At 44.5% G+C, this 19,392-nt stretch carries 22 protein-coding genes; all 22 read right to left on the bottom strand.

Translation table 11 applies throughout. The annotated features are described in order from the left end of the window. Positions 1-12 precede the first annotated feature (12 nt). A complete protein-coding gene (gene truB / locus BUC50_RS03120; protein ID WP_013048356.1) occupies positions 13-927 on the bottom strand; it encodes a tRNA pseudouridine(55) synthase TruB in 915 nt (304 codons plus the stop codon). Continuing rightward, positions 924-1,913: a DHH family phosphoesterase gene (locus tag BUC50_RS03115; RefSeq protein ID WP_013048357.1), complete on the bottom strand. Its 990-nt coding sequence runs from the start codon at positions 1,911-1,913 to the stop codon at positions 924-926. Before BUC50_RS03115 ends, truB begins: the two co-directional genes overlap by 4 nt. Then, positions 1,897-2,289, bottom strand: a complete 393-nt coding sequence (gene rbfA, locus BUC50_RS03110; protein WP_013048358.1) for a 30S ribosome-binding factor RbfA — start codon at positions 2,287-2,289, stop codon at positions 1,897-1,899. Before rbfA ends, BUC50_RS03115 begins: the two co-directional genes overlap by 17 nt. After that, positions 2,261-2,605, bottom strand: a complete 345-nt coding sequence (locus tag BUC50_RS03105) for a DUF503 domain-containing protein (protein ID WP_013048359.1) — start codon at positions 2,603-2,605, stop codon at positions 2,261-2,263. Before BUC50_RS03105 ends, rbfA begins: the two co-directional genes overlap by 29 nt. Then, positions 2,605-4,569 (bottom strand): translation initiation factor IF-2, encoded by a 1,965-nt coding sequence (gene infB, locus BUC50_RS03100; RefSeq protein ID WP_013048360.1) that lies wholly within the window; start codon positions 4,567-4,569, stop codon positions 2,605-2,607. Before infB ends, BUC50_RS03105 begins: the two co-directional genes overlap by 1 nt. Beyond that, on the bottom strand, positions 4,562-4,894 hold the full coding sequence (locus tag BUC50_RS03095; RefSeq protein ID WP_013048361.1) for a L7Ae/L30e/S12e/Gadd45 family ribosomal protein: 333 nt from the start codon (positions 4,892-4,894) through the stop codon (positions 4,562-4,564). The genes infB and BUC50_RS03095 overlap by 8 nt, the downstream gene beginning before the upstream one ends. Further along, entirely contained in the window at positions 4,891-5,169 is a 279-nt protein-coding gene (rnpM, locus tag BUC50_RS03090) for an RNase P modulator RnpM (RefSeq protein ID WP_013048362.1), read from the bottom strand. Before rnpM ends, BUC50_RS03095 begins: the two co-directional genes overlap by 4 nt. Before the next feature lie 15 nt (positions 5,170-5,184). Beyond that, complete coding sequence (gene nusA, locus BUC50_RS03085; RefSeq protein ID WP_013048363.1) at positions 5,185-6,273, bottom strand: transcription termination factor NusA; 1,089 nt, start codon at positions 6,271-6,273, stop codon at positions 5,185-5,187. A 15-nt stretch (positions 6,274-6,288) separates the two neighbouring features. Further along, a complete protein-coding gene (gene rimP, locus BUC50_RS03080; RefSeq protein WP_013048364.1) occupies positions 6,289-6,768 on the bottom strand; it encodes a ribosome maturation factor RimP in 480 nt (159 codons plus the stop codon). Between the two features lie 184 nt (positions 6,769-6,952). Beyond that, positions 6,953-8,428 carry an IMP dehydrogenase gene (gene guaB / locus BUC50_RS03075; protein WP_013048365.1) on the bottom strand — a complete coding sequence of 492 codons (1,476 nt, stop codon included), beginning with the start codon at positions 8,426-8,428 and terminating at the stop codon, positions 6,953-6,955. A 24-nt stretch (positions 8,429-8,452) separates the two neighbouring features. Then, on the bottom strand, positions 8,453-9,862 hold the full coding sequence (gene gltX, locus BUC50_RS03070) for a glutamate--tRNA ligase (RefSeq protein ID WP_013048366.1): 1,410 nt from the start codon (positions 9,860-9,862) through the stop codon (positions 8,453-8,455). Next, positions 9,859-11,046 (bottom strand): 2-C-methyl-D-erythritol 2,4-cyclodiphosphate synthase, encoded by a 1,188-nt coding sequence (gene ispF, locus BUC50_RS03065; protein ID WP_013048367.1) that lies wholly within the window; start codon positions 11,044-11,046, stop codon positions 9,859-9,861. The genes gltX and ispF overlap by 4 nt, the downstream gene beginning before the upstream one ends. Continuing rightward, positions 11,043-12,218 (bottom strand): PIN/TRAM domain-containing protein, encoded by a 1,176-nt coding sequence (locus BUC50_RS03060; RefSeq protein ID WP_286677136.1) that lies wholly within the window; start codon positions 12,216-12,218, stop codon positions 11,043-11,045. Before BUC50_RS03060 ends, ispF begins: the two co-directional genes overlap by 4 nt. A 6-nt stretch (positions 12,219-12,224) precedes the next feature. Then, complete coding sequence (recR, locus tag BUC50_RS03055; RefSeq protein WP_013048369.1) at positions 12,225-12,839, bottom strand: recombination mediator RecR; 615 nt, start codon at positions 12,837-12,839, stop codon at positions 12,225-12,227. Between the two features lies 1 nt (position 12,840). Next, entirely contained in the window at positions 12,841-13,149 is a 309-nt protein-coding gene (locus tag BUC50_RS03050) for a YbaB/EbfC family nucleoid-associated protein (RefSeq protein WP_013048370.1), read from the bottom strand. 26 nt (positions 13,150-13,175) lie between these two features. Further along, a complete protein-coding gene (locus tag BUC50_RS03045; RefSeq protein ID WP_013048371.1) occupies positions 13,176-13,640 on the bottom strand; it encodes a 23S rRNA (pseudouridine(1915)-N(3))-methyltransferase RlmH in 465 nt (154 codons plus the stop codon). Between the two features lie 6 nt (positions 13,641-13,646). Beyond that, positions 13,647-14,300, bottom strand: coding sequence for a V-type ATP synthase subunit D (locus tag BUC50_RS03040; protein ID WP_041459346.1), 654 nt, complete (start codon positions 14,298-14,300; stop codon positions 13,647-13,649). Further along, on the bottom strand, positions 14,293-15,672 hold the full coding sequence (locus tag BUC50_RS03035) for a V-type ATP synthase subunit B (RefSeq protein WP_013048373.1): 1,380 nt from the start codon (positions 15,670-15,672) through the stop codon (positions 14,293-14,295). Before BUC50_RS03035 ends, BUC50_RS03040 begins: the two co-directional genes overlap by 8 nt. Next, positions 15,669-17,435: a V-type ATP synthase subunit A gene (locus BUC50_RS03030; protein ID WP_013048374.1), complete on the bottom strand. Its 1,767-nt coding sequence runs from the start codon at positions 17,433-17,435 to the stop codon at positions 15,669-15,671. Before BUC50_RS03030 ends, BUC50_RS03035 begins: the two co-directional genes overlap by 4 nt. 11 nt (positions 17,436-17,446) lie before the next feature. Beyond that, positions 17,447-17,713, bottom strand: coding sequence for a V-type ATP synthase subunit F (locus tag BUC50_RS03025; RefSeq protein WP_013048375.1), 267 nt, complete (start codon positions 17,711-17,713; stop codon positions 17,447-17,449). Between the two features lie 20 nt (positions 17,714-17,733). Continuing rightward, positions 17,734-18,810, bottom strand: a complete 1,077-nt coding sequence (locus tag BUC50_RS03020) for a V-type ATPase subunit (protein WP_213700411.1) — start codon at positions 18,808-18,810, stop codon at positions 17,734-17,736. After that, positions 18,743-19,381 (bottom strand): V-type ATP synthase subunit E, encoded by a 639-nt coding sequence (locus BUC50_RS03015; protein WP_013048377.1) that lies wholly within the window; start codon positions 19,379-19,381, stop codon positions 18,743-18,745. The genes BUC50_RS03020 and BUC50_RS03015 overlap by 68 nt, the downstream gene beginning before the upstream one ends. Between the last annotated feature and the right edge of the window lie 11 nt (positions 19,382-19,392).

Genomic DNA, 19,392 nt, shown 5'->3' with positions numbered 1-19,392 from the left:
CCTCTTATTGTTCTAGAGAAAAAGATTAGTTTGCGGCTTAAAGAAAATATTGTTTTCTTTTTTTACAAACACGCCTAAAGAGATCAGATCCCTGCCGGTAAAACAGACAACTACTTCTGTGGGTACCTGACCACGAGATTCGCAATGCAGTTTTCTAATTGAAATAAACATCCCGTTTTTTAGGTCATTCTCCGTTTGATCGTCTCCGGAAAAGACCGTGAAATGTCTTATAAATTCTCCTATAGACATTATGTGTTTGTCTATATCTTGTTCTGCTGCAGTTTCTAACTCTTCAAAAGAAATGGCCTGGTCTAAAGACAGCAGCCCAGTTTTTAATCTAGTTAGTTCCCCCACAATAGCTCCACATCCTAGCATATAACCAAGATCTCTGACTATGCTTCGTATATAGGTCCCTTTGTGGCATTTAATAAAAAACGAAACTTGCCCCTCTTCTGAGATAGTGGAAGTACGCAGAATACTGGTTATTGTTACTGGACGCGGAGATATTTGGGGTTCAATCCCCTTTCGTTTAAGGTCAGATGCCCGCTTCCCATTAAGCTTAATAGCCGATATAACTGGTGGTTTCTGCATTCGCATGCCCAGAAAAGCCGGTAATATCCTGTCTATGTCTTTATCCTGAATATGACGAAAGGGATAGGTAGCCGTTACGGTACCGTCATAGTCAAGGGTATCTGTCGTCGTTCCTAATTGTATCGTCACCATATATTCTTTAGGCAACATCATAACGTAGTTTGAAAGTCGTGTAGCCGCTCCTGCAAGAAGAACAAGAAGGCCATCAGCCGTGGAATCAAGAGTTCCGCCATGACCCACTTTTATTTTTTGTGGAAGTTTATGCCGAAAAGCAGAAACGCACTGAGCACTTCGTAACCCTCTTGGCTTATTAAGAAGGAGAAGACCTTCTATCATTGCATTGCCTCTTTCACAGACTCAGTGATAATAGCAATGGCTTCGGTGAGAGCAGCTTCTATATGACACCCTGCAGCCTGAATATGCCCGCCCCCACCAAATTGTTGAGCAATTTCACGGGCTGAGATATCCCCCCGGGAACGAAGGCTTACTCTTACCTGATCTTGTTCCTCTACAAGGAGAACAGCAAACTCTGCTCCTTTAACTCGCAGCAGTTCATTAACCAGACCCTCCGTATCAGCAGGCGAAGACCCAAGTTGAGAGAAATCCTGAAGAGAGAGCCACGAGAGAGAGGCCCTATCATCGACTATGAGCTGAACTCTTGCAAAAGCCTTTCCCCACAAATGCACGCTTTCTACAGGCTGGCTATAGAAAATCTTATGATTAAGATCTGAGGGAGAAACCCCCTTCTGAAGCAGTTCGGCTGCTGCCTGGTGGGTTCGGGGGGATGTAGAAGAAAACGAAAACTTCCCACTATCTGTGATGATAGCTGTGTAAAGTCCCATGGCAGTATTGTAGTCATATTGAGCATTGGCAAGATGGAACATATGCCAAAGGATCTCTCCTAACGAAGAAGCGCTCTCATCAATATAGTTATAATCGCCATATCGTGTATTGTCACCGTGGTGATCAATATTAAAGATTGGATGCTTCCCCTGCACAATTTCAAGACCTGGCACCGAACGTTCCAGGTTGCTCGTGTCGAGGGAGATGACCGCAGTTTTTTCAGGGAAGGGCAATAGTTCGTTTATATGGGGGAAGATTTCGTACTGATCTGCCAAAGGCAAAAAGGAATACGTTGTAGGGAGAGGGTCTACCCCTCCCCAACGAATATTTTTACCGTGCTCCATTCCGTATACAGCAAGTGATGATGCCGCCCCCACAGCGTCGCCGTCTGGTTTTTGATGAGTAAGAATAATCCACGTGCGAAATGAACTTAAAAGAGAAAATATTTCCTGAAGGGTAATACTACTCTCCAAATTCATCTATTTGATCATCCTCGGCCGATAATTCATTGTTGCTGCTTTCTTTGATACTGTCTAAAAGCGCATCAATACGCCGTCCATAGTCCACTGAAGAATCTATTTCAAAACGTATCTCCGGTATCTGTCGAAGACGTAGCCGTTTCCCAAGCAAAGAGCGGATTGGACCAGCTACGCTCTCTAAGGCCTTAAGCACAGCCTTACGCTGCTTCTGATCGAGAGTGACAAAAAAGACTGTAGCAACTTCAAGGTCTTTTGAACAAGATACTTCTGTAATAATAGCATCCTTTGCCACATCATTTTTTATCTTATACTCCAAAAGCAAACAAATTTCTCGCTGAAGCTGTTTGTTAATCCTCTGCATCCGATAAGTCGCCATAAGCATCTACCTCTTGCCAGAAATGAATAATATTAAACGTCGCCATTTCCTCTTCTCGTTCCAGGAAATTTTTCAGGGCTTCTATACGATCCTTACACATCCCATAAGAAGTCCCGACGAGAGAAAAGGCAAGATAGGCCTGATCCCATCTATTTTCCGGCCCCAAATCAATAGCTGAAACATTCCACCGGCGACGAATCTTGTCGATAAGGGACCTTACAACCTGCCGTCGTTCTTTTACACTTCGACATGCTGGAATATCTATTTGTACCTGAAAAAAACCTACATAGGGCAATATGCTCTCGTTATTTTTCATTATTCGAGATATCGTTTTTCCTCCACGAGTTCATAGGCTTCAACAACATCGCCTTCTCTAAAGTCCTGGTAGTTGGTAAAGCTCATGCCGCATTCATAACCTGCTTTCACTTCTTTTGCTTCGTCTTTAAAGCGTCGCAAGTTAGCCAGACTTCCAGTCCATATTACAACCCCATCCCGGATAATCCTCACCCTGCAATTACGCTTAATCATGCCTTCAGTAACATAGCAGCCAGCAATTTTACCAGCCTTAGGCACCTTAAAAACCTGTCTGATCTCTGCCTGCCCCAATTCTTCTTCTTTAATTGTGGGGGTAAGCATTCCTTCCAGAGCTGCCTTTACATCATCAACAACGTCATAGATGACATTGTACAGTCGGATTTGAACACCCTCTACTTCAGCAATCCTCTCAGCATTTTTGTCAGGTCTGACGTTAAAACCGATAACCACAGCATTAGAGGCAGTCGCGAGCATTATATCCGACTCAGCTATGCGGCCGACACCGCGGTGAATAATATTAATACCCACCTCATTAGTTCCCATCTTCTCCAAAGCAGCACACAGAGCCTCGTTTGTTCCCTGTACGTCAGTTTTAACCAGAAGATTAAGCTGAGGGATTTCTCCCTCTTTCAACTGAGAGTAAAGCTCTTCAAGGGTGAGACGTTTCGCAGTCACGTTTTCACTTTCGCGTTTTTCCTGTTCTCTTTTTGATATCTCATCCCTTGCGCTTTTTTCATTGTCCACCCGTACGAAGTGTTCGCCTGGCTGTGGGACAGAAGTGAGCCCCAAAATCTCCACAGGAGTGCTTGGCCCGGCTTTTAGAAACTGCCGTCCGCGAGAGTCGAGCATAGCTCTTATCTTTCCCCACGTTGTGTCGAGAAGAATAATATCTCCTTTGCGAAGAGTCCCCTGCTGAACTATCACTGTAGCGACAGGCCCCTTGCCTTTATCAAGATTCGCTTCAATTACTATTCCTTCCGGTGTAACTGTGGGATCAGCCCGAAGCTCTTCCATTTCTGCAACAAGAAGCACCATCTCTAAAAGATGTGGAATGCCTTCGCCAGTCTTAGCAGAAACATCAACCATGATTGAGTCTCCGCCCCACTCTTCTGGAACAAGACCAACATCGGAAAGCTGTTGTCTCACCCTGTCAGGACGTGCTGCGGGTTTATCTATTTTATTAACGGCCACTACTATGGGCACGCCTGCCGCACGGGCATGGTTGATCGCTTCTTTTGTCTGGGGCATAAGGCCATCATCGGCAGCTACAACAAGTATGGCTATATCCGTAGCCTGGGCGCCTCGTGCCCGCATGGCTGTGAAAGCTTCGTGCCCTGGAGTGTCAAGAAAAACGATGTTCTTTCCCTCATATGTCACAGTGGAAGCTCCAATGTGCTGAGTAATGCCCCCGGCTTCACGAGCAGTAATATTTGTCTGCCTGATATAGTCAAGCAGCGTGGTCTTCCCGTGGTCAACATGTCCCATTACCGTAACAATTGGTGGTCTGGGTTCCATGTGCTTCCCATGAAAAACGGGCCTGCCAGTTGCGACTTTCTCTTCTTCCGGTTCTTCATATTCAAAATCAATACCATACGCTTCACCCAAGGCTATAAGAATAGTTTCATCCACTTGAGCTCCCGCTGGCGCCATGATTCCTAAATCTAAAAGGGCTTTCACCGCTTCTGCTACTGGAACATCAATTACTTGAGCAACCTCTTTAACAGTTGCTGCTTCTCGAACACGTATGGTTTGTTTTTCCTTCACCTTTGTTTCCTCTTTCTGTGTTTTAGGTGGTTGTTTAGCTTCTTTTTTGCGTATAGTCTCTTCAACAAGTTGTGCTGCGTCGTTATCGATAGAGCTCATGTGAGTTTTAGCGTCAATGCCAAGATCCTCTAGCATTGTCAGTAAATCTTTGTTGCTTATTTCTAACATCTTGGCTAATTCATAAACTCTTATTTTACTCAAGCATATTTCCCCCTTCCGCTAGCAGGGCTTGTATTTTCTCCCCAAGTCCACTTCTTCGTGACAATGCCACAATTTGCGTACTCGTGGTTCCTATGGCCCTTGATACCTCTCCGCAAGTGAGGGGTATGTTGATTAAAATACTTTGCCCTTCCGCCATTTTGGCTGTTACGCTTCGCTTAACACTAGAAGAAGCATCAGAAGCCAAAAGGACGAGGAGCCCCTCTTTATTTTTTTTTAATTTTTTATTTATTTCATCTACCCCTATTATGAGCAGGCCAGCTCTGCGAGCCAACCCGAGAACAGAAAAAAGCTCTTGTTCTATCAACGACCTTGCTCTCCTTCTACTATGGCAATTAACTCATCATAAATAGAATTATCCACCGTACAACGCAACGCTCTGGCCAAAGAATTCTTTTTTCGGGCCTTCTCTATGCATTCCATATCCAGGCAAAGATACGCTCCCCGCCCCGGTTTCTTGCCTGTTCTGTCGATAGTTACTATACCATCAGGAGACCGAACAATTCGAATTAGGGTTTTCTTCGGGCTTTCAGAGAGACAGCCTATGCAAGTTCTTGGCCTTCTGCGCTTTTCATCTGCCATAGAGGACAACTCCTCTTACTCTATAATATCCTGAAAAATATCCTGCAGTGTAGGCATGCGCTCTGGCTCCAGCGCCTTGATATCTATTTTCCAGCTTGTTAACCGTGCTGCCAGACGCACATTTTGGCCAGCCTTGCCAATAGCAAGGGAGAGCTGATCCGGTCTTGCATATACAGTAACAGCCTTATCCTGCTCAAGAATCGGTTCTATCTTTACAATTTTTGCAGGCGACAGCGAGTTGCGAACAAAAATTAAAGGATCGCTGCTCCATATGATAACATCTATTTTTTCTCCTGAAAGCTCTTGGCTGATAGATTTGATACGAGCTCCATTATTTCCTACACAGGCGCCAACCGGATCCACATTAATATCCAGGGTTTGAACCGCTACCTTAGCTCTGGTACCAGCTTCCCTGACAATGCTTTTTATTTCAATGATCCCTTCCTGAATCTCAGGCACTTCAAGCTCAAGAAGTTTACGCAGTAATCCCGGGTGGGTTCTGGAAACGACTATTCTAGGACCCCGTGTCGTTTGACGCACATCAAGGAGATAGAACTTAAGTCGTTCGCCAGGAGTGTATTTTTCATTGATAACACGCTCTTCCTTCGGCAAAATCGCTTCTGTTCGGTCATTTAGACGCACAAGAACCTGATCGTTTTCGGATTTAAAAATGATTCCATTGACAAGGTCTCCTACTCGACCGGAAAACTCTTCGAAAATAATTTGTCGTTCTGCATCCTTAAGTTTTTGAATAATAACCTGCCTGGCAGTCTGCGCAGCTATACGTCCAAAGTTCTCAGGGTTTTTTTCTATTCTTACATACTCATTCACTTCCACATCTGTAAACCCAAGCTTTTGAACATCTATAAGACTGATTTGAGCATCAGGGTTGTCTACTTCATCTACCACAAGCCTTACTTCATAGATAGAAACATTTCCACTTTCAAGATCGATATGGACTTCGACATTTCTGTCTCCACCCTGATATTTTTTATACGCTGAAATAAGCGCCGCCTCCAGACTTGACGCTATGACCTCTGAGGTCAGCCCCCGTTCCGCCGTTAACTGTTTCAATGCACGGACGAAATCACGCCCAAGCTGCATAGTACTCCTCCTCCTCTATTGGTCGTAAACAAGGTTCCCTTTTTGAATAGAAGCAAAGGGAATTTCTACTTTTTGATCTGATTCTTCCAGTTGAACGCATACAGTTTTTGTTGCATTGTCCACTGAAAGTATTGTCCCGGTAAAGCGTTTCCGCCCCTCTACCAATGTTTGACAGCGAATTTTTACCTTTTTGCCAGCAAATCGGGCATAGTCATCAAGGGAAAAAAGAGGCCTGTCCAACCCAGCAGACCCTACTTCAAGAAAATAACGATCTGGAAGAGCGGAGTCGTTTTCATCAAGATAACGGCTGAGACTGCGAGATACTGTTTCACAATCTTTTACAGTAATGCCGCCGAGCACATCAATATAGACTTTAACATAAAGGTTTTTTGATTCCTGAGCAAAAACTACTCCCACGCATTCATATCCCAAACTTTCGACAATCTGGCGAAGAGAAGCAGATAGTTTTTCTTTATCAAATAATGGTTTAGACACGATCTTCTCCCCCTTTGTAGCCTTTGAGCGTTAAACAAAAAACAAAGAGTGGGCGAAACCCACTCTTTGGAAAATACACACATAACGTCACGCACATCACGTACTGTTGCATAGTATAGCACGTTTTATGTTTTTTTTACAATACTATAAAACAAATGGCAACGGCGCACTAAAGACACAGCCCCTATTCAATCCAGTAGTTTGGGGCCTCCTTTGTTACGACCACATCGTGAGGATGGCTTTCCTTGACTGACGACGGCGTTATTTTGACAAAACGTGCTATTTTATGCAGATCTTCAATGGTCTTTGCCCCTACGTATCCCATTCCGGCTCTCAAGCCGCCTACGAGCTGGTAAACTACCGCTCCTAAGGGACCCTTATGAGGAGCAAGCCCTTCGATGCCTTCTGGAACAAGTTTTTCGGCAGTAGCGCTTTCCTGAAAATATCTGTCTTTGCTACATCCTTCTTTCATTGCTCCCAGAGAACCCATGCCACGATAGCTCTTAAAAGACCGTCCCCTGTAGATAACAACCTCTCCGGGGCTTTCTTCTGTGCCGGCAAAAAGCGAACCTATCATCACGCTGTCTGCCCCACCAGCCAAAGCTTTTACGATATCTCCAGAATAACGAATGCCTCCATCTGCTATTACTTTTCTACCTCGCTCATGGGCGACCTTAGCAACATTGAAAACAGCTGAAAGCTGCGGGACTCCAATTCCTGCGATAACTCGCGTTGTACAGATAGAACCAGGCCCAACTCCTACTTTTACTGCATCTACACCTGAGTCAATGAGTGCTATGGCAGCTTCGGCCGTAGCAATATTCCCACCAATAAGGGGGATGTCCTTATTTTTTCTGCGTATTTCTCTAATAGTCTGAAGCACTTTAGACGAATGTCCGTGGGCCGTATCTACAACTATAAGGTCTACACCACACTTTATAAGGGCCTCTGCTCTTTCGAAGACATCAGCGCCTGTTCCCACTGCGGCTCCAACACGAAGGCGTCCATGACCATCCTTGCACGCGCTAGGAAAGTCCTTTACTTTTTGAATGTCTTTTATAGTGATGAGCCCTTTAAGTTTGTTGTTTTTATCAACGAGAGGCAATTTTTCTATCTTATGCCGCATCAAAATGTCTTTAGCTTCTTCAAGAGTCGTTCCTTCTGGACCCGTAATAAGACGCTCATGTGTCATTAAGGCCGAGATGTCCTGTTCAAAGTTTGTAACAAAACGAAGATCCCTGTTTGTTATAATTCCAACAAGTTTCTGGCTATGGTCTACAATAGGAACCCCTGATATGTGGTAGTGCTCCATGAGCTCCACTGCCTGCTTAACCTTATCTTGCGGATGAAGAAAAAAAGGATCGACGATAATTCCTGCCTCTGAACGTTTAACCATATCCACTTCTTTTGCCTGTCTCTCTATGGGCATATTTCTATGAACAACGCCTAGACCGCCTTCTCGCGCAATAGCTATGGCAAGACGACCATCTGTGACAGTATCCATAGCTGCGCTACATATAGGGGCGTTCATCTGAATATCAGGTGTAAGGTAGGTACTTACATCAACCAGTGATGGAAGAACCTCACTGTAACCAGGTTCAAGAAGCACATCATCAAAGGTAAACCCTTCATAGGGTACAAATTTGTTTTCTATTGACATGAAATAACCTCCTCTTTCATTTCTCTATGCTCTTTCAAGCCGTCGAAGAGTTTCTGATCTCCCTAATGCCGCCATTTCCAAAGGAATTGCCGGCCCTTTTTCTTCTCCCGACAGAAGAAGTCTCAATGGATGAAAAAACTCCTTCCCCTTCAGCTTTTTTCCCTTTTGCCAACTTCGGAGAGTCTTGTCAAGAATGGCAGGTTCCCATTCTTGTGTCTGGCGAAGTATCTCAATAATTTCAGGCTTCCACTCTGGTGATAAATTTTCTTTTACTTCGCTCAAATCAGGAGAGTCAAAAAGCCATTTGGAAGATTCTAAAACTTCAAGGACTGTAAGGCAAGCCCCCGAAATATCTTCGAGTAATAAATGTAAAAACCGGAGGTTCATTGCGAGAATCTTAGCTGTTATTGATGAGTCTAGCTTTATAAATTCTTCAAGAAGCCATTGTGGCCCTCTTGCCCTCAAAGCCTGTGATTGCCAGTGGTCTAGATGTGTTTCATCGTGGACAGGCGACGATGAGGCTATTCTTTCAAGAGAAAACGCCATGATGATTTCTTCCTTGTCCAAAAGATTGACGGATGAATCCGGCGCCCAGCTTAAAGTAGAGAGATATGCTATGAGAGCTTCTGGCAAATATCCTTTCTCCCTAAATTCCCTAATGGCGTCCGCTCCCGTCCGCTTACTTAATTTTTGTCTATCCATGCTCACTATCATTGGAACATGGCCGAAAAAAGGGGAAGGTAAACCCAGGGCTTTTTGTATAAGAATTTGCAGTACAGCATTTTTAATATGCTCGTCACCGCGAATTACATGGGTAATATGCATAAGGGCGTCGTCCAGAGCTGCAGTAAAAAGATAGGTAGGCCAATTATCAGATCGCTGAACTACAAAATCACCGATTTCTGCATAATCAAAAGAAATGTCCCCATGGATAAGGTCACTCAATACAAAGAATCCTGATTCCGGCACTGCAAACCGCCAGCAGGGGCGTTCGCCCTTAGCTATTTTTTCGCCGATTTCTTCGGTGGAAAGGAAGCGGCAACGCCCTTCATAGCGAGGGGGTTTGCTTTTCTCCAACTGTTGCCGACGATCTTCCGCCAGCTGTTCAGGAGTACAGAAACAGGGATATATAGCCCCTTTTTCTTTAAGTATTTTTAAATAGTGCTCGTAATATTCAAAGCGTTGACTTTGAGTATAGGGGCCATAGGAACCGCCGGACCACGGGTTTTCATCAGAACAAAGGCCAAGCCACGTAAGATCTTCATTGAGCATTTCAGCGTATTCGTGCCTTGATCGTTCCTGATCAGTATCTTCTATTCTCAGAATAAATTGCCCTCTGTTTTTTTTAGCAAACAGCCAATTAAAAAGAGCTGTCCGTGCTCCCCCAATGTGGAGCAATCCCGTTGGCGAGGGAGCAAAACGTGTGCGTATCATTCATTAAACCTCCCATTGCGAGAAAGAGTCGCCGTTGCAGTACAAATCATACATTGTGCATTTCCTACCGGCCCTATAAGCTCACCGGATTTCACTTTAAGATGAACTATCAGCTTCTTATCGCCGCAATGGCACAGCCCACTCTGTAACTTTTCTACAATAACGTCTATATAAGAAGCCAAAGGCGGAACCTGGGCTTGCAGGGTAACATCAACCCACTCAATATTCCATCTGTCACGTTGAAGCAGCGTTGCCACTTCTTTTAGCAGATCGAAAGAATAGGCATCCTTATAGGATGGCTCTGACGCTGGGAAGAGTATGCCTATGTCGGGAAGACCAGCAGCTCCCAAAAGTGCGTCCATTACAGCATGAGTTATAACATCCCCATCAGAGTGGCCTTCAAGGCCTAAGGGGGAGTCTATTGTAACCCCACCGAGAACTAGAATCCTGGAGGGAGTAAGGGGATGGATATCGAACCCTTGTCCGGTGCGGTATTCTTTTTTATTTCCCATGAGCATTTCAGCCATTTGAAAGTCCTGCGGGTATGTTATTTTCATGTTGAAGGAATCCCCTTCTACTTTTTTTAGAGACCCTTTAAATTTTAGCCATGCTTCTGCTTCGTCCCTATAGGAATCATCTTCTCCTTTCAAGACGGTCAATAAACCACACCGTGGAAAGGCCTGAGGAGTCTGGGTTATATATAGATTTTCCCTTGACAGAGACAAAATGGCTTCCTGATTTTGTATCGTTTCAACCTTCTTAAGGGCATCGGTAATCGGCAATACTGGAATGACACCACATTCCGAATCCATAGCCTCTATAATTCTATGACAAAGGTTTACTGATAAGAACGGCCTGGCTGCGTCATGAACCAAAACGTACTCACAACCCGCCCCTTTGAGTCCATTTCTCACAGATTCTGTGCGGCTCAGCCCTCCTGCGGTTACAGTACAGTTTTGAGAAGAGCCACTCAATACGGCAACTTCCTTTCTTATCTGCTCTACAGCAAAGAGCGGAACAACGAGAACTATTTCATGGATGGCCTTTTTCTTAAATAGCTCCCAGGCCGTAAAAAAACTCCATTGCCACAGAGGTTTCCCTCCTAGCCTACGAAATTGTTTGGGAGAGCCACCCATGCGCTCTCCCAAACCTGCAGCCACTATAATGAAGGAAAACCGTTTCATACCCGAACCTCTCGGCGAATTCGTCCGAAGACCATCCGCCCAGCTGAGGTCTGAAGCATAGAAGTAACAACTACTTCTACTCGTTTACCCACATATTCCTCTCCATCCTCAACGACAAGCATGGTTCCATCATCGAGGTAGCCAACACCCTGATGGGGTTCCTTACCTTCCCGTATGACATCAACTATTATGGATTCTCCTGGCAAAAGCATAGGTTTCAAGGCATTGGCAAGATCGTTTACGTTGAGAACTGTGACACCCTGGATCTGCGCTATCTTATTAAGATTATAATCAGTGGTTAATATTTCTCCGCCTATTTGCTGGGCAAGAGCCACGAGCCCGCTATCCACAGTTTCAACTTTCAATTGTTTCAGCGTCACTTCCATAATTTCAACTTCAAGGGTCGAAAGTTTTTGTAGCTCATTTACAACATCAAGTCCCCTTCTTCCCCTTGTCCTGCGGGCTGGATCAGTTGAATCCGCTACGGCTTGCAGTTCTAATAATATAAAGCGAGGTAAGACAAGGACTCCTTCCATAAAACCCGTTCGGGCAATGTCGAGAATTCGGCCGTCAATGATTACGCTAGTATCGAGAATCTTTCTTGGAGGGCACCATTCCTCTTCTAATATCTCTTCACCGGCAACGCCCTTTTTACCCCGAATTTTCCTAGTCGTCAAGCGCTCTTTAAGGGCTCCTAAATTAAAGACTCCTCTTATATCCTCTTGCCGTTTCCAAAAAATTCTAGCGCCAAGGTATCCTAGAACAATGTTCAGTACCACAGCAATGTAGCTTCCAACAGGTAAATCAAAAAATGGAACAGCTATTAGATTGGCGATCAATAGACCGACAATAAGACCTAATATTGCAGAAGAAATGTCTTGCCAGCTCAACCTTTTGAGGTGAAATTCAAATAAGGCCCCAATAAAGCCAAGTCCTTTAAGCAGCAAAGGCGTTATTGCCCACCCTATGAGGGCAAATATGGCTACACAGGCTACCACAAAGAAAATCTCTTTCGCCAACCAGCCGGGCATCCATAAACGAAAAACTTCTGATACAGGTGCAGGAATAAAGGGCATGGCCAACATGGCTATCTGATATCCTGCTATCCCAAAGAAAACCATCATAAGCATTCTACACAATCTTTTGATCATGTTGTTAAAGCCGTCTGTCATACACCCTCACCTCCTCTTATTCTTTCTTACGTCAACACGTGACTCAAACGCTGCATGCAGTGTAATTCTGTCGGCAAATTCTATACTTCCCCCCACAGGAAGTCCATAGGCAAGGCGGCTAATCTTCACATCAAGATCTTCGAGCTCAGAAAAAAGAGAATAAAAAGTAAGGTCGCCCTCTACCCTGGGATTCGTTGCTATAATAACCTCCTTTACTCGTGTATTTATAATACGCTCTTTTAACCGCTCGTATTCTGAAGGAGGAAGATCTTCCCCATCCAGTGGTGATATTTTCCCTTTTAACACATGGTACAATCCATTATATATCCCTGCCTGCTCCATGCTCAACAGATCCTCAGCTGTCTCAACAACGCAAAGAGTCTGTCTTTCCCGTAAGGGGTCTGTACAAATAGAGCATGGATCAACATCTGTTATATTTCCGCATTTAGAGCATTCACACAAACGTTCTTTTAATCCATGAAGAGCTATCGCTAATTCTTCTGGATAAGAGCCTGGCTGCTGAATAATGAAAAATGCCATGCGCCGGGCGCTTTTTTCTCCCACTCCCGGTAGTCTTTTTAAGAGAGTAACAAGTTGCAAAAGTGGTTCTGGAAGGGCCACGTTACATTATCCCCAATGATCCAAGAGCCCCTGAAAATTGCCCCATTTTTGAGTTGGCTAGCTCTCTGCTGTTCTTGAGAGCATCTGAAACAGCGGCTAGGACGAGGTCTTCAAGCATTTCTATATCTTCAGGATCAACAACTTCTTTTTCTATTTTTACAGAAACAATGTCTCCTTGCCCATTCGCGATAACTTTGACCATTCCTCCGCCAGCATTGCCTTCTACTCTTTCATGAGCAAGTTCCTCTTGCATTTTCATCATTTGTGCTTGCATTTTTTGAGCTTGTTTCATAAGTTTATCCATTTTCATAGTGCTCGACTTCCCTTCTTGAATAATTAATGATGATACGACATTCCTTCATGAATGGCGATAGCCCGATATAATTGTTCTGTAAGAAAAAGTAAACACAATTCGTGGGGAAACGTCAACATAGAAAGAGCTATTTTCACCTGACTGCGCTTCTTTACCCTTTCAGCAACCCCATGGGAACCGCCTATAACAAAGACCAACCGCCCTCTCACTTCTCCTATAGATCTATACACCCATTGAGAGAAGGCCACGCTGGTAAATTGCTCTCCCTTCTCATCTAAGAGAACAAGATAATCCCGATTCTTGATTCGCTTGAGAAGCCCATCAGATTCTTGCTCTATTGCTTTTTCAGGAGCAGAAGCCCCCCGTGCTTCCGGAACATGTTCAAACTCCAGAGGCATAAAGGGTCGACAGCGTTTCGAGTATTCATTGATCAATTCCGCTATATTTTGATTTCTAGGCTGCCCTACAGTTATTATAACTATTTTCATTACCAATCACTTTGCAATAGGGGAATATCCCTTTCCTTTCTTCTTTTTTGAAAGTTTCTTTATTGCGTAACGCTCTTGACGTTCTCTTTCTGAGAGAATGTCACGTATTCTGCTCTCTTCCTGTTTTAACTCAGGAAGAAGTATATATTGTAACGTGTTTATCTTCATCATGGTTTTTGACAGTTCTTTCTCAAGAGAAGCTAATTTTGCCTTCAAGTTAATATAAGTCCATATTCTTTCTTCGATCTTCTTCATTTCACTAAGCAGTTCGTCTAGATAAAGAGAAGTCATTGCCGGGTCGTAAGAAAGCCCGGTAAGGGGAGAGCCGCGGCCCTTTCCAGGTTGAAACTGAGTAAAGCGACAACCCATAAGGGTATGGCGTTTGGAAATTACTTTCAAAGTTCCGGCATCCGGCTTTAAAAGTTGCATAACAGTCTGCCCCTCATACATGCGGACCAGTGCATAGACAAAAGATAGATGCTTTATCTGTTCTCTAAAGAGCTTGTCAAGCTCTTTAAATTTGCGGCGGTCCTCCTCAATTGCTCGGAGGAGCGCGTCTCTTTTTTTCTCCAGAAGCTGTTTGCCGTACTGTACTGTGCCCATTTGCCGCCTAATATCCAGAAGCTGCTCTCTTGTGGGCGGCCGCATTCCCTTACTCATGGCGCCCCAATTTCTCTGTTATATAATGCTCAGGCAAGCGGTAAAGTTCTCTCACCGGAAGCTCAGATAGACATTGCCACGCAACATTGACAGACTCTGCAATAGTCCTATGAATGTGTCTCTGATTAACGAAATTCCTTTCAAAATTTTCCCCAAATTTTATGTAGAGATGCTCCGTTTCAGTGAGGCCGTCATCACCGACTATTAAACGAAGGCGAGAAAGTTCCAGAGCCCTGGCATAAGATGCATAGAGCTGATCTGCGAGAGCCCGGTGATAATCAAAGGTCTTCCCTTTGCCTATCCCCTTATTCATCAGCCTGCTTAAACTCGGAAGAACATTAATGGGAGGATAGGCTCCTCTATCATGAATACCCCGGTCAAGAACAATTTGTCCCTCTGTAATATAGCCGGAAAGGTCTACGACAGGGTGGGTCATATCATCATCCGGCATGGTTATAATTGGAATTTGAGTAATACTTCCCTGGCAATTTTCTACACACCCTGCCCGCTCATAGATTTCAGCCAGGTCCGAATACATATATCCTGGATATCCTCGTCGGCCTGGCACTTCTTCGCGAGCCGCGCTTATTTCTCGCAGAGACTCACAATAGTAAAGCATGTCTGTCATAATTACGAGAACATCGTATCCTTTTTCAAAGGCAAAATATTCAGCTGCGGTTAGGGCCATACGAGGTGTAAGCAATCTTTCTACTGCAGAATCGCTGGCCAGGTTCATAAAGAAAATGCCATTATTAATGGCACCTGTCGATTCGAAAGTATCAATAAAATACCGCGCCTCTCGCCGAGTAATCCCCATGGCAGCGAAAATAACAAGAAAATCAGTTTCGCGACCTGGAACTGCGGCCTGCTGTACTATTTGAGCTGCTATCTCATTAGCAGGAAGGCCTGAACCAGAGAATATCGGAAGTTTCTGACCTCGTACAAGGGTATTCATCATGTCAATTGAGGATATCCCCGTTTCTACATACGCATTAGGACTCGTCCGCCGCACCGGATTGATAGGCATTCCTGTTATAGGCAAATCTTTATCTATAAAAGAAAGAGGGGTGCCGTCAATAGATCGTCCCCTTCCGTTCAGTACCTGGCCTACAAGGGAGAGTCCCACCGGCATTTTCACTACATCCCGCTCAAGCCAAACTGTTGTTTCACCAGTATTGAGCCCCATAGTCCCGTCAAAGACCTGAATGACGCATATATCATCCTGAATTTGCAAAATCTGGCCTGAACGCAAGCCATAAGGTGTCTCTATGCGCACAAGCTCACTATATCCTGCTTCTCTTATGCCCGAAACAAAAATAAGGGGCCCTGCTATTCCGAAAACCGAACGATAGCCTTCAAGGGCAAGTCTCATTCTGGAATCACCACCAGACTTTCGAGCTTATCATCAAAGTTCTTAAGCCACTGATTACCCTGTTGCTCAAGTTCTATTTCTGGCTTTTCCCTCAAGCGCAACAATTCGACTCGTAAGGGGTAGTCGGCCACCTGGTCATATAGAAGCCCTGATTCTATACGCTGCCGCATTAAATTATCCAGGTCATAAAGTAGCTTCAGAAGTATAAATTGCTTCTTCATAGAGCAACTTGCATCTGCATCACTATAGGCATTTTGTTGTAAGAAGACTACTTTTATGGTTTCCACATGGGCTAATAGCCATTTATCTTCCTCAGAAAGGCCATCTCTCCCAACGAGCTGAACAAGGTCAGTGAGCACTTTTTCCCGATCAAGCATTTCCTTCAGATAACTTTTTAAAACTTTCCATTGAGATCCAAGCTCCCTCTCAAATACAGAAGCAAGACTCCCTTCGTAAAGAGTGTAACTCTGCTGCCAGTTAATAGCTGGGAAATGACGCTGCTGGGCCAGTCGTTTATCAAGGGCCCAAAAGGCCCCTGACAGGCGAAGGCTTGCCTGAGTAACAGGCTCAGAGAAATCCCCACCCGCTGGAGAAACTGCATTGATAACAGTCACTGACCCTTCTCGTTCCGGAAGCCCCAACAATTTCGCTCTGCCAGCGCGTTCATAATATTGAGCAAGACGTGTTCCCAGATAGGCTGGATATCCTTCTTCTCCCGGCATTTCTTCAAGTCGGCCACCAATTTCCCGAAGCGCTTCTGCCCATCGTGAGGTTGAGTCAGCCATAATTGCAGTGTTATAGCCCATGTCCCTGAAATATTCAGCCAGGGTCATGCCCAGATAGACACTAGCTTCTCTAGCTGCTACCGGCATATTAGAAGTGTTGGCAATTAAGACCATCCTTTCCATAAGAGGAGCGTTATGGAAAGGGTCGCTAAGCTCTGGAAACTCTTCAAGGACCTCTGTCATTTCATTGCCTCGCTCTCCACAGCCTATATATATAATAATTTCGGCATTACACCATTTAGCGAGGGATTGCTGCGTAACAGTCTTTCCAGTGCCAAATCCTCCTGGAAGCACTGCTGCTCCTCCTATGGCAATGGGAAATAAGGTGTCAAGTATTCGCTGCCCTGTCAGAAGTGGGGCGTCAAAGGAAAGGCGGCTTAAGACTGGGCGAGGGCGTCGTACTTCCCATCGTTGTTTCATTGTAAGTTCAACTCCATTTTCAAGACGGCAAATACTATCCTCAATGGTATAGTTTTCCTCAGAAGCAACCCAAACAACTTTTGCCGGCTCTATATAGGGGGGAGCCATGATCCTGTGCTGAAGGAAAGAGCCTTCAAACACGTAACCTATAAATGTTCCCGGAGTAACAATTTCTCCCTCTTTTATTGAAGGAGTAAAATACCATTTTTTTCTAGAATCTATAGCGGGGAGATGTATGCCTTTCTTTAAATAGATGCTATCTTTGCCCAAAATTTCTAAAGGGCGGCCAATGCCGTCAAAAACGCTACCAAGGATGCCCGGCCCAAGATCTACCGCTAACAGTTCACCTGTAAATATTACAGGTTCTCCTTTTGTCAAGCCGCTTGTATCTTCATAGACCTGAATATCCACACGGTCCCCCTTGATCCTGATAACCTCTCCTAGAAGTTTGCTATGGCCAATATAGGCCACCTCGAACATTTTTATGGGGGTATATGTTACAGCCCCTATAACTGGGCCGGATATGCCCGTTATGTTTCCAGAAGAAGCTACTCCCATTATTTTTCACCTCAGTCCGTTTCTATTTCAAGGGATGGGAAAGGGATCCAGACAGGCTTTTGCGTTTTTGCCAGCCTTTTTCTGTAAGTATCAGGCAAATTCCTAAACCAACTCTCTTCTACAAGAACAAATGCAATGGATTCGTCAAGCAGCTCTCTAAAGATATGCTGAATATCAGATGGTTTTTCACAAAGAACCCCTTCGAATCCCTCGAGGCCCCAGAGATCAATAAAAAGCTGCCGCCCAAGAACAAGCGCTCTTTTCTCCTGAAAAGTCATTGCCTTTCACTTCCTCATGGTCAACTATGTATAGGAATAAGACGAGATTCTAATTCTTTTTCAGAGAGCCCTAGCGAGAGTCCCACAGCTAAAAGACTTAGGTTCTGCCATTCTATAAGATATTTAGCAATAAATCCCAAACCCACGGCCACACCGAGGGGATCAGCCCTGAAAAGATCTGATTGCCATTTCATAAACTGAACAAATAAGGCCCGTTGAAATTCTTGTGGTTTGTTGTTTTCTATCGGTTTTATAATCCCCTGCCAGGGTGTTCCTTGAACGACCTCAGATAGGATCGTTGTTTTTGAAAGTTTTTCTATGAATATCCATCGCCCGTTTTGAAGATACATTTTAGTAGCCTCTACTGTAGGAACCTGTCCATATCTTTGTCGAAGCCATATTCCTAAATTCCACATATCAATAGATCGCTCCAGGTATTCCTGAAGAAGCCTGCTGTTGCCCGAGTCAAACTGACCTACTTTCTTCCAGAAAAGATCGAGCATTGAAAGTAGAAGCATCCTTTCAGCTCTGACGAGATTGCCTGATTGATCCAGTTCTGCAAAAGAAGCTGCTATGGCCAGCGCATAAGGATGCCCCAAAGCCCTGCACCCCTCAATTATGTCTGTTGCTGTTTTAGTGTTTTTCCATAGATCACTATAAAAACCTTCGGTAAGGTTGCCATAATTGTGCCATTGGGGTTCTTCGCCGTTTTTACTCCCAGTATGGAGAGCTCGCAAAAGGATGCGCCCGTTCATTAAATCAGAACGGGCCAAGACCACTCCTAATAGTTCTTTTGCTTCTCCTTCGGCTTTTTCCTGAACAAATCGCAGCTGAAGATTGACCTCATGAGCAATTGCTGCCTCTATTCTGCGCAATGGCCCCCCGCGGGATGTTACCAATTTAAGACGCAAACTTTCACCATAGTGACTTTCAAGCAAAAACTGTTCAAGTGACTGCAATGTCCCGCGAGCAATGATGCTATAGTCTTCAGTCTTGAAGAGCCTCGACGTCCTCCCCCGAAGACAGGCGTTAAGATAGCCGTAATTTTCGTGAGAGAAACTCTGCTTCCCGAAGAATTTGGTTAGCCTGTGCTGCAATTTTCCTCGTAATGACAGGCTCAAATTTTTCCCATCTTGTTCTAAAGGTGTTATCAACAATAAAGTCACCCTTTTCTGACATCACCATACAGCCACCCCATCGCTCCATGGTTTTATCGGCTTTTATGACCACTCCGCGATCGTGGGTGAAAAAAATTTCATCTCCAGCATGAACAAAAATGACACATGGGATGGGGCAAAATTCAAGAGCCTCATCCAGTAAATTTTTCATTATGACCCCATACAGCTCAGGATCTTGTCGTAACTCACTTAGACGTGTAGTGACTCTTCGCACCACCTCCGCCACTATGTTGTTATATTCATCAAGAAATTCTTTCCGAAGGCGATTGTGTACTCTCTTCTTATTCTTCTCTAAAAGCCTTTGCGCCCTTTCTTTATGAAGGTTCCGCATTTGGGCAATACGAATTTCCACATCACTTCGCCTTGATGATATGGCATCGGCAATGTCGTTCTCAGTCTTTTTTCTCAAACTATCAATTTTTTCATCGTGCTCTTTTTTCAGGGCCTCAATAAAAAGAGTCAGGTCCTGATTCTGCAAAAAATTCCCCAAGGATCTCTCCA

Origin of the sequence: Aminobacterium sp. EBM-42, assembly GCF_001896635.1 — a bacterium.
Lineage (GTDB): Bacteria > Synergistota > Synergistia > Synergistales > Aminobacteriaceae > Aminobacterium > Aminobacterium colombiense.
Note: the sequence above shows the minus strand (reverse complement) of the source record. Positions and strands in the feature narration are given on the sequence as shown.